The organism is Brevibacillus sp. AF8 (assembly GCF_021270385.1).
Classification (GTDB): Bacteria; Bacillota; Bacilli; order Brevibacillales; family Brevibacillaceae; genus Brevibacillus.
Map to the genome: position 1 here is coordinate 39,507 of NZ_JAGQDN010000025.1, position 14,184 is coordinate 53,690.

Consider the following 14,184-nt stretch of genomic DNA (forward strand, 5'->3'; position numbering starts at 1 on the left):
GGCCTGATCCTCTTACCGAAAATTTATGCAACCTTTTGTATTAATATACATTTGGGATTATAAAAATGCAACGAGTTTTTTGACCTCTTCCACTCGTTGCATTCTTTGCTTTTTCCTCTAAACCTTCGACAGCGCCTCGCTTAATACAGTAATGGCCTGCTTTACTTCATCGTCGGTCGTTACAAACGAAGGCAAGAGTCTCACTACTTGTGGGCCAGCCATCAGCAGAATGACACCTTTCTCCCGTGCATACGCGACTGGCTCACCAGCAGGAATCGTTAGCTCCACACCGAGAAGCAGCCCTTTTCCCCGAACCGTAACCACTTTGTCTGGATGCTCTGCCTTGAGTTTCTCCAGCTCTTTGATCAATACGCCATGGATATGGGCTACCCGCTCCAAAATCTGCTCCTCTTCCATCGTCGCAAGCGTCGCGATTCCAGCGGTTGCTGCCAATGGATTCCCGCCAAAAGTAGTGCCATGCGTACCGGGATCAAACGCTTCTGCTGCTTCTTTGGTCGCGACGACCGCTCCAATCGGGAAACCACTTCCCAAGCCTTTTGCCAATGAAATCGCATCTGGCTTCATGTCATAGTGCTGGAAGGCAAACCATGTACCCGTGCGGCCAATCCCGGTCTGTATCTCATCGATTAGCAGGAGCAATCCGTGCGCATCGCACAATTCACGCAGCCCCTTCACCCACGCCTCTTCTGCTGGATGAACGCCGCCTTCTCCCTGAACCAGCTCCAGCATGATCGCGCATGTTTTGTCTGTAATGGCTGACTTGACCGCATCAAGGTCGTTGTAAGGAACGCTGACAAATCCCTGCGGCAGTGGTCCGAATCCGTCCTTCACCTTTTCCTGTCCAGTAGCCGTCAGGGTAGCCAACGTCCGCCCATGAAAAGACTGTTTAAAGCTAATGATTTCGTAACGGTCGGTCCCTTTTATTTTTTGTGCATAGCGACGGGCGAGCTTGATCAAGCCTTCATTCGCCTCTGCTCCACTGTTGCAGAAAAAAGCCTGATCCAGCCCAGACAGACGACTCAGCTTTTCTGCCAAAATCTCTTGCTGAGGAACATGCACCAGATTCGAGCAATGCCACAACGTATCGAGCTGTTCGTGCAGCTTTGCCGTTACTTTTGGCGGAACATGCCCTAACGAGGTCACGGCAATTCCTGAGGTAAAATCGAGATATTGCTTGCCTTGATCATCCCACACCTGGTTTCCTTGTCCTTTTACCAAACTGATTGGCCATCTCGCATAGTTATTCATGAGATGCACAGGAGCTGTTGTTGTATGCATATTCATTTCCCTCCTCATTGAGCATTTTCATACGGACTGTTGTCCCGACTGCCTCCCCGGCACAAACACCGAGCAAATCTTCAGCGGTTCCCCGGCAGATGACAACCTGCTCTACGCCCTGTCCGAGAGCGTCGAGAGCTGCCTGAACCTTCGGAATCATTCCGCCAGTAATAATCTCTGTCCGAATCATTTCCTGTATCTCTTCTGCACTTGTAGCTGGCACTACTGCCTTGGTTCCGTCTGGCTGTGGCTGCATAATGCCCGGAACATCTGTCACCATGATCAGTTTTTCGGCGCTAAGTGCTGCTGCAATCGCTCCTGCGGCTACATCCGCATTGACGTTATATGTCTCTGTGCCGTCTTCACTAACAGAAAGGGGAGCAATCACCGGAACGTAGCCCCTCTCAAGAATCGTTTTCGGAATAGTCGTATCAGCCTTCTTGATTTCTCCTACCCACCCGAGTGGCTTTGACGTTTTTGTTGCCAAAAGGGTCTGACCATCGATTCCACTAACTCCCCAAGCCTTGGCTCCTGCCTGCGTCAGCCTTTTTACCAGCGCCTTGTTTATACTGCCGCATAAGACCATCTCTACGACACGCAGTGTGTCCTCGCAAGTAACACGCAGCCCATCGACAAATTGCGGAGTAATCTGAACTCGATCGAGCATACTGTTAATGGCAGGTCCGCCTCCATGGACGATGACGATCTCTTTTCCTTGCGCCTGCAGTCCGGCAATGGCCTGAAAGAAGGAGTCAGGCAACTGATCCATGGTACTTCCACCACATTTGATCACAACAATTCCTTGCATCCGCTCTCCTCCTCTACGGGTATACAGGTACGAGCGGCAAGCCCGTTTTCTCAGGCAAATCAAACATAACATTCATGTTTTGTACAGCTTGACCAGCCGCGCCCTTCATCATGTTATCAATTACCGACAGCAAGATGACACGCTTCGTGCGCTGATCAACATGGATGGCGATATCGCAGTAATTGGAGCCATGAACTTCTTTGGTACGTGGATGACTGCCTGCAGGACGTACACGCACAAAAGGCTTACCCGCATAAGCAGCTTCGTATAGCTCCTGGATTTGCGCTTGGGTGACGTCAGTTGTTAGTTGTCCGTAAGCCGTGACTAAAATCCCTCGGGTCATTGGCACCAGATGTGGCGTAAATTGAACAAGCGTCTCTTCCCCGCCCTGTTTTTGCAGCTCCTGTTCAATCTCTGGTGTATGCTGATGACTCGCAACTTTATAAGCATGGATGCTTTCATTAATCTCGCTGTAATGAACACCAAGCGATACTCCACGCCCAGCGCCGGACACACCTGATTTGGCATCAACGATCCAACTGTTAGGCTGTACCCAGCCTGTCTTTACCAGCGGAAGCAAGGCGAGGAGTGTAGCAGTGGGATAACACCCTGGATTCGCTATGAGACTGGCACCAGCCACTTGCTCTTGATTCCACTCGGTTAAACCGTAAACCGCCGCTTCTACCCATTGGGACGGAGCCGGCTCATGTTTGTACCACGTTTTGTAGACCGCACCGTTTTCCAGACGAAAATCCCCGGATAAATCAATGACCTTCACGCCTCTTTCGACCAGCTTCGGAGATAGCCCGCTACTTACTCCCGCAGGTGTAGCGAGGAAGATCAAATCGTTCACACCGCTCATGCTGTCTGCATCAATTGGTGACAATGTGGGCAAGCCGAGCCCAGCTGCATGCGGAAACGATTTTTCCAAGCTATCTCCTTCTGATGAACTTGAATACAAATTGGCAATCTCCACATGCGGATGTCCAGCCAAAAGACGGATCAACTCCGCGCCACCATACCCCGTTGCTCCAACAATCCCGACCCGAACCATGCTCTCTCCCCTTTATCCTATTCTGTATTTTTATACATGAATAATAATAAAAATCCATATAGAATACAACAGAAAAACTTTTTTACGCCCAAAGAAAAAAGCGCCCAATTGCTCGAGCGCTGGTTTGTTGCCCTGTTTATTTTTTGTCCGCTAACCATGCAGCGATGTTTTCTGCATCTTTTCCTTTGACGAGACCCGGAGGCATTGCTCCTTTTCCTTTTTCCAAAATAGCCAATATCTGTTCCTTGCTCAACTCGCTACCGATCTTTTGCAAGTTCGGTCCAACTGCCCCTTCCAATGTCTGTCCGTGGCAGGCTGAACAAGTATTTTTGAACGTGGTTTCTGCAGTTGCTGCATCATAGCTGCCGGATGGAGTCGTCGAAGGAGTTTCTGTCGCTGGTTTTTCAGTTGCCGGCGTTTCTGTCGCTGGTTGTTGGGATGGCTGTTGTGCTGGCGGCTGTGTTTGCTTGCTGGTACCACAGGCACTTAGCGAAAATGCGAGTACAGCCGCTGTTAAAACGAGTGGAATACGTTTCAAGGCTGTTCCCTCCTTTATTCGGATTTCTTCGCTAAGTATGCCTCCAACTACCACTTCTCATTCTTACTACAGCCATTTAGGATAAAGGAAATTCCAACGGACTCCATTCACGTAACTCCAACGTCCGTGCGCCTTCCACGACAACTGGATCAGCCTCAGCCAATTTGCGGGCTTCTTCCAGAGAATCCGCTTTGTAAATGACCAATCCGCCAAGCTTGTCTGTGAAGGGTCCCGCCATGAACACTTTTCCTTGCTTGTATAAATCATTGATATACGTAAGATGCGCTGGTCTTACTTGAGCATTCAGCTCTTGATTCACGATTGGCAAAAATGCGGCATACAACATGGACGGTTTCTCTCCTTTTTCATGACCTTGTTCTTTCATGAAGTATAACATAATTATGAATACGGACTTTGGTCTGGTAGGATTTTTCCTTTCTACAGCGAACGATTCAAAGGTAGCAAGTAGCAACAGAGAGGCGGATAGGTATGGACACGCAGATACAGTTATATACATCTCTCTTCCACAACAATCCTGACGCTGTTTTCATGTTCGACATGCAGGGCAGATTCACAGGCGTAAACGCTGCTGGTGAAGCATTAGTAGGATTCACCTCTCAGGAATTGCTGCGCATGCAAATTTGGGAAATTCTCGCTTCTACTGAGGGTCTCGACAATAAGAAACAACAACAAATCCTCTCTGCAGGAATCAGAAAAGATAAGCATTATCAGTTGCTACATAAAAATGGGCAGGTTGTGGATATTATCGCTTCCAGCTTTCCCATTTTTCGAAACGGCGAAATCATCAGTCGCTATTCCATTGCCAAAAACATCACGCAGCAAAAGAAAGTGGAAGAGGCTCTTCACCAGATGCAAGAGAACTTTCGGTTAATATCCGAAAACATTATGGATTTGATTTTTATAGTAAATGTGGATGGAATTATTACCTACGCGTCCCCATCTGTTCAGGCCGTTACTGGTCTCACGATTGATCAAGTGATCAATCAGCATTTTTCGATCTTGGTTCATCCTGAGCAAGTAACCAACGCCAAGAGCGATTTTGCTCAAATGATGAACCGGAAGATTACACTCGATGCCGAGTACCATTACCTGCACCCAGACGGTCGAATGTTGCTGTTCGATGTGAAAGGGACACCTGACATTTGTTCAAACGGTCATATTCTCAGCACGGTTTTTGTGGCACGTGATATTACGGAACGTCGGCAATCAGAGGAATTGCTTCGTTACTCTGACAAGCTGTCCGTTCTAGGAGAGCTTGCTGCGGGTATTGCCCATGAAATTCGCAATCCACTTACGGCCTTGAAAGGATTTATTCAACTCATGGAAGGGGACCAGTTCGCCAATCAGCAATACTTGCAAATTATGCGATCCGAAATCGACCGGATCACTTCGATTACCAGTGAGCTTTTGATAATGGCGAAGCCGCAAGCGTTGCGATTTGCTCCCAACGGCCTTTTGCCATTGCTTTCGTCTGTCATTAAGCTCCTGGAACCGCAAGCCCTTCTTAAAAATGTATCCATTCTCACTGATTTTCCACAAGTCACGTCCCTCATATTGTGTGAGGAATATCAAATCAAGCAAGTCTTTATAAACATCATAAAAAACGGCATGGAAGCCATGCCGTTAGGTGGAAATCTCACAATCAAGGTTGTAGAGCGTTCTTCCGATGTTATCATCCGAATCAGCGATCAAGGACAAGGTATCCCTGCTGAGCTACTTCCCCGATTAGGAGAGCTTTTTTATAGCACTAAAGAAACAGGAACTGGCCTCGGGTTAATGGTAAGCACAAAAATTATTCGCGATCACGGCGGTACAATCAACATCGAAAGCGATGTCGGCAAAGGAACCACCGTATCGATCTCCATACCAAAAGCCTTGAAGCCTACTGTTTCGTTTAACGATTAATCTGCGCGCGCAGATAAGCATCGATAAACGAATCAATCTCACCATCCATGACTGCTTGAACGTTTCCTACCTCCATATTCGTCCGGTGGTCTTTTACCAGACTGTATGGGTGGAAGACATAGGAACGAATTTGGCTGCCCCAGGCAATATCCTTTTGTTCCCCTTGAATAGCAGCCAACGTTTTCTCTTGTTCTTCCCGTTTTTTCTCAAACAGTCGTGCCGTCAGCATCTTCATCGCACGCTCCCGGTTTTTAATCTGGGAGCGTTCTGTTTGACACGTCACCACAATTCCAGAAGGCAAGTGAGTAATACGTACAGCGGAGTCAGTCGTGTTGATATGCTGACCACCCGCACCACTGGAACGATACGTATCGATTTTCAGGTCTTCAGTACGTATGTCTACCGCATTATCGTCTTCGATCTCCGGCAGGACGTTGCAAGACACAAACGATGTGTGACGACGTCCAGAGGCATCAAACGGAGATATCCGCACAAGACGATGAACCCCTTTTTCTGATTTGAGGTAACCATACGCATTGTAGCCCTTAATGAGGAGAGTGACACTTTTTACGCCGGCTTCATCGCCAGGCAAATAGTCCAATGTTTCGACCTTGAAGCCCTTCGCATCCCCCCAACGTGTATACATACGCAGAAGCATGGACGCCCAATCCTGGGACTCCGTACCGCCCGCTCCCGGATGCAGCTCCAGAATGGCGTTGTTTTTGTCGTATTCATCACTCAAAAGCAATTCCAGCTCAAAGCTCTCAAATGATTTCCGCAGCTCCTGCGTACTGTCATACAGATCTTGAATGAGAGAGGAATCCCCTTCTTCGATGACAAGTTCCAACATTACCTGGAGATCCTCGTACTGGGAATCCAGCTTGGCCATCGTCTCCACGAGGCTTTTGATTGCATTCAGTTCACTGATTGTCTTCTGCGCTGCATCGTTGTCATCCCAAAAATCGGGTGCCAGCATACGCTCTTCCAGTTCACCGATTCGTTCCTGTTTTACTGGGAGGTCAAAGAGACCCCCTGATATCCGCTAAACGCTTAGCCATACTAGACATCTCTTGTTTGATGTCCGCAATATCGATTAATGCCATGTTGCGAATCACCTTCTCTTTACGTAAGCTATGTTTTATTGTAACGTAATTTGCCGGATGCGCAAATACGGCAGCTTGTCACGTTTAGAAAAGGGACTTTGCCGCTATCTTTTTCACGTTGCCACTGGTGGTGATGGCGAGGATCTCAGGTCTCGGATTTCAAGTGGTTGTTTATTTTCCGCCTGCGGTGCAGCAACCAGATAGAGATGGGTACGCCGAGCTTCGCTTGCTTTTAGCTGGAATGCTCGTTTGATGATAGCTTGTCGCTTCCAGTTGTGTGTTTTTCGATATTTATTGGCTAGCGGACTTTCACGCGTTCGATCCACCATTCCATTCGGCGGTGCGATCAAAGCCTCATTCCAATTCGGCTCCGGAATTTCCTCCATCAGTCGCTTGTCCTCAAAGACCGGGTTTTGCGCTGAGATGACTCTCGGTAATTCGATTCCCTCCTCCTTTTCAATGAGCTGTACTTTTTTATTTTCTTTTCCTGTCTTTAGGACTGCTTTTAAAGTAACGGCAATGCGCTCCATTATATTTTTTGTTTGTATCCCCATCACGTTCACTGACGTTCTCATTTGTTCATTCCCCCGTCTTCGTGAATTTTTGGTAAAAGTGTTGTACTTACGATTCTATTTATTTTTCAGATAATTACCACCTGAATCGTTCGATCACATTTACCAGTGTTAGACAAATAGATTGTTTTTATCAGACGAGGAAGAATAGATGAGGACGAATACTGTCAAGGCATTAGGAATGGGCAAGAAAAAAACATTCCCCTCGTACCGAATTTGCCGATACGAGAAGAATGCTCTGTTATTGTTTAGTGTTTCTTGTTTTGGCGTTTGCGTTCTTGCTCCTGAGCGCGACGCTGTGCACGGTTTTTCGGATCAGCATCACCGGAGGTCTCCGGATCTGGACGATCAGATGGTCCGGAGGTTTGCAAGTTACTCGGATCGATTCCTTGACCGCGAATGACATCTTGGCGCTCCAGGTTTTGGCTGACTTCAGCCTTCATGATATACATAGCGACTTCTTCCTGAACAGCAGCCAGCATACCTTGATACATTTCGTATCCTTCGAACTGGTACTCACGAAGCGGGTCGTTTTGTGCGTAGGCGCGCAGGTGAATACCTTGACGCAACTGATCCATCGCATCGATGTGATCCATCCACTTGCTGTCGACAGCACGCAGAATGACGACTTTTTCAAACTCGCGAATCGATTCACCGATTTCTTCTTCACGCTGTTTGTATTGCTTATCGACTTCTGCTTTCAACAGCTCGAGAATTTCTTCTGCTTCCTTGCCTTTCAGCATTTTTGCCGTAATCGTTTCTTCATGGAGGAATCCATTATTGGCAGCATCGGCCAATGCTTGCAGATCCCAATCCTCAGGTACCTCTTCTTTTGGACAATGCAGAGACACTGCACGCTCCATCACTGCATAAATCATATTCAAAGCAACTTCGCTGAGGTTTTCCTGTTCCAGAATGTCTTTACGCTGTTTGTAGACAACCAGACGCTGCTGATTCATGACGTCATCGTACTGGAGAACGCCTTTACGTGCATCGAAGTTCGATCCCTCTACACGCTTCTGCGCGGATTCTACTGCACGAGTCACCAGGCGGCTCTCGATCGGCATATCCTCTTCCATACCCAAACGATCCATCATATTCATGATATTGTCCGCACCGAAACGACGCATTAGCTCATCTTGCATCGAGAGGAAGAACTGGGATGAACCCGGGTCCCCCTGACGACCTGCACGACCGCGTAGCTGATTGTCAATCCGACGGCTCTCGTGGCGTTCTGTACCGATAATATGAAGACCGCCCAGCTCCGCAACACCTTCGCCAAGCTGAATGTCCGTACCGCGACCTGCCATGTTTGTGGCAATGGTAACCGCTCCGTACACACCTGCACGCGCAACGATTTCTGCCTCGCGCTCATGCTGCTTCGCGTTCAATACGTTATGCGGTACGCCTTTTTGCTTCAGCATTTGGGACAAGCGCTCCGAGTTTTCGATGGAGATGGTACCTACCAGGATCGGTTGGCCCTTTTTATGGCGCTCGACAATGTCGTTTACAACCGCACGATATTTGGCTGCCTCTGTTTTGAAAACCAAGTCAGGTGAATCGATACGCTGTACTGGCTTATTCGTTGGAATAACCACAACATCGAGACCGTAAATCTTTTTGAACTCTTCTTCTTCCGTCTTCGCTGTACCAGTCATACCCGCCAGCTTCTCGTACATACGGAAGTAGTTTTGCAAAGTAATGGTCGCCAGTGTCATGCTCTCGCTTTGGACACGCAGACCTTCTTTGGCTTCAATCGCTTGATGCAAGCCATCGCTGTAACGACGTCCAACCATCAGACGGCCGGTGAACTCGTCGACGATCACAACTTCGCCTTCCTGCACCACATAATCAACATCGCGCTTGAACAACACTTGAGCCTTCAACGCCGCCGTAATGTGGTGGTTCAACGTGGTATGTGCCGTATCGTACAGGTTGTCGATGTTGAATGCCTGTTCGACCTTGCTCACACCATCATCTGTAAGGCTGACGATTTTCAACTTCTCATCGATAGTGAAATCTTTTTCTTCTTCCAGACGCTTCACAAAATGCGAGCAGATGTAGTACAGCTCTGTCGATTTGTTAGCAGAACCGGAGATGATCAACGGCGTACGTGCTTCGTCGATCAAAATGCTGTCCACCTCGTCGATGATAGCGAAGAAGAGTGGACGTTGCACCATTTGTTCCTTGTACAGAACCATATTGTCACGCAAGTAATCGAAGCCGAACTCATTGTTCGTACCATACGTAATATCACACGCGTATGCTTCGCGTTTTTCTTCAGGGCTCAGTCCATTCTTGTTCAAGCCGACTGTCAGTCCGAGGAAGTTATACAGCTTACCCATGATAGTCGAGTCACGCTCAGCCAAGTATTCGTTCACAGTAACGACGTGGACGCCTTTTCCCATCAGGGCATTCAGGTATGTCGCCAGTGTCGCAACCAGCGTTTTACCTTCACCCGTCTTCATCTCGGAGATACGGCCTTCCTGAAGCACCATACCACCAATCATTTGGACGTCGAAGTGACGCATGCCCAGTACACGGATCGATGCTTCACGTACAACAGCAAACGCTTCATTCAAAATTTTGTCCAGTTCTTCTCCATTTGCCAAGCGCGCCTTAAACTCAGCTGTCTTCTCCCGCAATTGGTCATCCGAGAGTGCTTTAATCGTTGGTTCCAGCGCGTTGATGCTTTCTACACGCTTAAACATTTTCTTTACTTCACGTTCATTGCTGTCGCCGAATATCTTTTTAACGAGTCCTAGCATGAGGACACCCCTTCCATATACTGCCAAACAAAAATGCACAAGCCGGCATGAGTCCAATAATAAAAAAGGATACCGATTCTACGAAAATAATACTTTCTAAAAAGATATTTTATCAAATAGAGCATCCTCTACACAAGTAAAGGGAGTTGCCAATAGCAACTCCCTAGTCTTATACGAATGAGAATGTGTAAAGTTTCGTTATTTTGGTTCAATCAATCCGTAACGCCCATCATTGCGGCGATATACCACACTGACGTCATTGGTGTCACTGTTTTGGAAAACGAAGAAGCTGTGTCCCAGCATATCCATCTGCATGACCGCTTCCTGTGCATCCATCGGCTTCAGATCGAAGCGTTTGGTTCGAACGATATCGATGTCGATATCTTCCTCATCCACATCAGGGATCATGACTGCTACTGGCTGACTCTCACGCTGTGCGATTCTTCCTGTCGAATCCACTCGAAGCTTCCTCATCAGCTTCGTTTTGTGTTTGCGAATCTGACGTTCCAGCTTTTCTACTACCAGATCGATAGCAGCATACATATCTTCGTGCGTTTCCTCCGCTCGGATAATGACCCCACTCAGCGGGATAGTTACCTCGATCGTGCCTTCTCCGCGATGTACATGCATGGTGACTTGTACTTCTGTAGGCTGTGGCGTTTCAAAATATTTTTCCAGACGGCCGACTTTCTTTTCGACATATTCTCTAAGTGCAGCGGTGACTTGAATGTTTTCTCCACGAATGTTAAATTTCATGGTTCCAACCTCCTTCCGTCTATACATACTTATTCGCCACCTCTGTAAATAATCCTTCCACTCTGCTTAAAAAAATCTTTGCAAATCTTTTACAAACCATCAATATCCGACATTATTTTACCAATACTTACTAGATTCCCTATGCTATAATAGGAGAGGTAGTCATCCTATCTTATATCGCGGTCGTACATCGCACTGGAGGAATCCTCATGGCCGAGGTAAAACCTTCCCATTCACTTATCGGAACAACGCTCGCTCAAGACGTCTACAATGAATACGGTCTGCTTTTATTACCCGCTGGTGCAAACCTTCATCTTAGTGATATCCGACTGCTAGAGGCTCATCAAGTGGAAGCCGTACACGTTACGACTGACTCGGAAGCACCCGAAATGCCTTTTCCTCTCCTTCATTGGAGTGAGGCAGAGGCTGCAAAGGCCTATATGGTAGCCGTACAAAAAACCGAGTATTTATTTAACCAGCTCGCAAATGGGGATACTCCCAGACTGCAACAATTTAGCGACGCTGTTCATCCGATGCTCGACCAAGTTCTTCATCACATGAGGTTTCTGCGCTTCATTTATTTGAATGAAGGAACAGAAAGTTATACGTATCGCCACTCCCTGCATGTAGGTATCGTGGCAGCCTTAATCGGAAAAATCATAGGATTGCCGCAACGTGATGTTCATTTCTTGGGCCTTGCAGGTCTTCTCCATGACATCGGCAAGATGAAAATTCCCGATGAGCTGCTGTCCAAGCCAGAACGTCTGACAGACGAAGAGTATACGATTATGAAAAAGCATACCGTATACGGCTACGAGCTCCTGCGCACCATGGACGATGCCGACGACTTGCTGGCACAATGCGCTCTGATGCACCACGAACGTTGGGATGGAAGTGGATATCCTCTCGGACAAAAAAAAGATGGCATCCCTTTTGAATGCCAAATCATCAGTGTCGCAGACACATTTGATGCGATATGCACAGACCGCGTGTATCGGAAGGGAACCTCTCCCTTTGAAGCCGCGAATGTTCTGTGGGAGTCAGCTTGTACAGGCCAATTAAATCCGATGATTGTATCTCGTTTTATCCATTACATTATCTTGCTTTACGTCGGCTCCCATGCGCTTTTGAACAATGGCGACCACGTCGAAATCATTATGATTCATACTGATGAGCCTATGCGGCCTCTCGTTCGTAGAGGGAATGATTTTATAGACCTGAGACTCCAGCGTTCCCTACGCATTCAAAGAATGATCAGTTAAACACGTGGAAAAAACGAATCCCCCTGTCCGATCAAGGAACCAGGGGGATTTTGCTATTGTTTCGTTTATAACTTCACGACGTTCGCCGCTTGTGGACCGCGGTCCCCTTCCACAATGTCGAATTCTACAGCCTGTCCCTCATCTAACGAACGAAATCCATCAGACTGAATCGCCGAAAAATGGACAAATACGTCATCACCGTCTTCTCGCTCAATAAATCCAAACCCTTTTTCTGCATTAAACCATTTTACTTTGCCTTGCATGAAACAGCACAACCCTTTCTTTTGTGAAAATAAAAATCAAGCCTAGCTTTCCCCAATTCAGGCGAATCATTCTACACACGCATTACCGCGTGGAATATTTTTTCTCTAGTCCTCTCACGACTACACGGGACAAGAACAGCGTAAGTACCAGGTAAACTGCCGCTTCCGTTAAATACGGGGGGTAGCGCTCAAATGTACTTTTTGCCACGTTCATGGCTGCATAGTTTAATTCCGGTGTCGCGATTACTGCCAAAAGGGATGAATCTTTCAAAAGAGCAATAAACTCATTTCCGATCGCGGGCAGCATTCGCGTAAACGCTTGCGGAAGTATAATTTGGCGCATGGCAAGCCCCTTGTTCATGCCAAGTGATCGTGCCGCTTCCATTTGCCCCGGATCAATCGATTGGATACCAGCTCGAAAGATTTCCGCCATATAGGCAGCCGCATTGAGTGAAAGCGCGACGAAGCCTGAATAAATCGCTTCAGGGCTACTCGCTCCTGGGTACAGAATACCCCAAATCGAAGGAATCACCGCAAAATGAATCAGCAAAATTTGGACCAGCATCGGAGTTCCCCGAAACAGCTCTACGTAAATCGAACAGGTCCAACGCAAGATTCGCTTGGAGGACATTTTGCCCAAGCTGATGAACAACCCCAAAAAAGTTCCGCAAACCGTAGCCACTGCCGTTAGTAAAATCGTATTAATAATGCCTCGGATAAACAGTTCACGGTAGTCGTAGATGACACTCCAGTCCAATGGCAAAATCCTCCCTTCTTCATGTCAGCAAGCCAAGCTGCGAACAAACGCCGGCTACGTCGACAGACGCACCCGGCCATTTTGCTTCCTACTTATTGCCAAAGTACTGGGTGTAAATTTCCTGCAGCTTTCCATTTTCTTTTATCTTTTTTAATCCGTCGTTGATTTTGTTCATCGCATCGGCATTGCCCTTTTTCACGATAATTCCGTAAAATTCCTTTTCAAAGGAATCATCTTTTATCAGCTTAAACTTCTTATCTTTTACTTTATTCACGTAGTATGACAAAACGCCATTGTCGCCAATCACTGCATCGACTCGACCATTAAAGAAGTCATCGACGGAAGATGGCATATCGTCATAGCCCTTCAAGCCTTCATACGTATCTCCAAACGCTTTTTTGACCACTTCTTCACCCGTGGTCGCAGCTTGAACCCCGATCTTCTTTCCTTTCAAATCTGCCAGCTTCGTCACTGGAGAATCTTCCGCTACCAGAATGAGTTGATTCGCTTCAAAGTATGAGTCCGAAAAATCGTATTTCTCCTTGCGCTTCTCCGTGATCGTAATGGACGAGATCCCAATATCAACCGTCCCTTTGTCCAGTCCATCAAAAAGCGGGTCCCACCCTGTGTTTTTCCACTCAATCTTGAATCCGCCAGCTTCTGCGATCGCGTTCATCACATCGATGTCGTGGCCACTAATCTTGTCAGCCTCAAGCATTTGGAACGGTGGATATGCCGCATCTGTACCGACTACGTACACCTTGTCACCCGAGCCACCACTTGCTCCGCCACTGCCAGACGTTTGCTGACCACCCGATCCACAGCCTGCGAGGAGTACCCCCACACCGACGACCAACGCGAGCGATTTGAACCAATTTGTCCCGATACGCATTTCGAAATCCCCCTTGTGACTCACTATCTGCCCATTTTGTCCCCAGCAATGTCCACATGGAAATTACGGATTTTTTGCGTTCTCCACAGAGTTATCCACATTATCCACATACCCTTGTGCACAAGCTGGGTATAACTATTTTCCTGTATATTCTGCCACTTTAGTACGAAAGTAAGGAGAACGAAA

14 protein-coding genes are annotated in these 14,184 nt (G+C 47.4%); 2 read left to right on the forward strand and 12 right to left on the reverse strand.

Features of this window, described 5'->3' with window-relative positions; translation table 11 throughout:
- Positions 1–117: 117 nt before the first annotated feature.
- The 5 genes from KB186_RS24560 to KB186_RS24580 all read right to left on the reverse strand — a co-directional run bounded on the left by KB186_RS24560 (position 118) and on the right by KB186_RS24580 (position 4,045).
- The gene (locus KB186_RS24560) at positions 118–1,299 is read right to left on the reverse strand and encodes an aspartate aminotransferase family protein (RefSeq protein ID WP_173612216.1); all 1,182 of its coding nucleotides are present in this window, start codon (positions 1,297–1,299) and stop codon (positions 118–120) included.
- Positions 1,262–2,107, reverse strand: a complete 846-nt coding sequence (gene argB / locus KB186_RS24565) for an acetylglutamate kinase (RefSeq protein WP_173612215.1) — start codon at positions 2,105–2,107, stop codon at positions 1,262–1,264. Before argB ends, KB186_RS24560 begins: the two co-directional genes overlap by 38 nt.
- Before the next feature lie 13 nt (positions 2,108–2,120).
- On the reverse strand, positions 2,121–3,161 hold the full coding sequence (gene argC / locus KB186_RS24570; protein ID WP_173612214.1) for an N-acetyl-gamma-glutamyl-phosphate reductase: 1,041 nt from the start codon (positions 3,159–3,161) through the stop codon (positions 2,121–2,123).
- Positions 3,162–3,297: 136 nt separating this feature from the next.
- Positions 3,298–3,699, reverse strand: coding sequence for a c-type cytochrome (locus KB186_RS24575; protein ID WP_232774565.1), 402 nt, complete (start codon positions 3,697–3,699; stop codon positions 3,298–3,300).
- 76 nt (positions 3,700–3,775) lie between these two features.
- A complete protein-coding gene (locus tag KB186_RS24580) occupies positions 3,776–4,045 on the reverse strand; it encodes a YciI family protein (RefSeq protein ID WP_047069739.1) in 270 nt (89 codons plus the stop codon).
- A 143-nt stretch (positions 4,046–4,188) separates the two neighbouring features.
- Between KB186_RS24580 and KB186_RS24585 the strand changes: the two genes are divergently transcribed.
- Positions 4,189–5,625 (forward strand): PAS domain-containing sensor histidine kinase, encoded by a 1,437-nt coding sequence (locus KB186_RS24585; protein WP_221867386.1) that lies wholly within the window; start codon positions 4,189–4,191, stop codon positions 5,623–5,625.
- On the opposite strand, the gene prfB is transcribed toward KB186_RS24585, so the two are convergent.
- The 4 genes from prfB to hpf form a co-directional block, all read right to left on the reverse strand.
- Positions 5,615–6,728, reverse strand: a protein-coding gene (prfB, locus tag KB186_RS24590; protein WP_173612211.1) for a peptide chain release factor 2 whose coding sequence is annotated in 2 segments (ribosomal slippage) — positions 5,615–6,646 and positions 6,648–6,728 — 1,113 coding nt in all. Because the reading frame shifts where the segments join, the coding sequence is not laid out codon by codon here. The two genes, KB186_RS24585 and prfB, sit on opposite strands and share 11 nt — an antisense overlap.
- 113 nt (positions 6,729–6,841) lie before the next feature.
- Entirely contained in the window at positions 6,842–7,303 is a 462-nt protein-coding gene (locus KB186_RS24595) for a hypothetical protein (protein WP_173612210.1), read from the reverse strand.
- Positions 7,304–7,548: 245 nt separating this feature from the next.
- Positions 7,549–10,068, reverse strand: coding sequence for a preprotein translocase subunit SecA (secA, locus tag KB186_RS24600; RefSeq protein ID WP_173612209.1), 2,520 nt, complete (start codon positions 10,066–10,068; stop codon positions 7,549–7,551).
- 198 nt (positions 10,069–10,266) lie between these two features.
- On the reverse strand, positions 10,267–10,824 hold the full coding sequence (hpf, locus tag KB186_RS24605; RefSeq protein ID WP_015893536.1) for a ribosome hibernation-promoting factor, HPF/YfiA family: 558 nt from the start codon (positions 10,822–10,824) through the stop codon (positions 10,267–10,269).
- Between the two features lie 209 nt (positions 10,825–11,033).
- On the opposite strand from hpf, the gene KB186_RS24610 reads away from it, so the two are divergent.
- A complete protein-coding gene (locus KB186_RS24610; protein WP_173612208.1) occupies positions 11,034–12,086 on the forward strand; it encodes an HD-GYP domain-containing protein in 1,053 nt (350 codons plus the stop codon).
- Between the two features lie 65 nt (positions 12,087–12,151).
- Here the strand turns inward: KB186_RS24610 and KB186_RS24615 are convergent, their stop codons facing one another.
- The 3 genes from KB186_RS24615 to KB186_RS24625 all read right to left on the reverse strand — a co-directional run bounded on the left by KB186_RS24615 (position 12,152) and on the right by KB186_RS24625 (position 13,998).
- Positions 12,152–12,349 carry a cold shock domain-containing protein gene (locus KB186_RS24615; RefSeq protein WP_047070322.1) on the reverse strand — a complete coding sequence of 66 codons (198 nt, stop codon included), beginning with the start codon at positions 12,347–12,349 and terminating at the stop codon, positions 12,152–12,154.
- An 82-nt stretch (positions 12,350–12,431) separates the two neighbouring features.
- On the reverse strand, positions 12,432–13,106 hold the full coding sequence (locus tag KB186_RS24620; protein WP_047069746.1) for an amino acid ABC transporter permease: 675 nt from the start codon (positions 13,104–13,106) through the stop codon (positions 12,432–12,434).
- A gap of 88 nt (positions 13,107–13,194) precedes the next feature.
- Positions 13,195–13,998 (reverse strand): basic amino acid ABC transporter substrate-binding protein, encoded by an 804-nt coding sequence (locus tag KB186_RS24625; RefSeq protein WP_221867384.1) that lies wholly within the window; start codon positions 13,996–13,998, stop codon positions 13,195–13,197.
- Positions 13,999–14,184 lie beyond the last annotated feature (186 nt).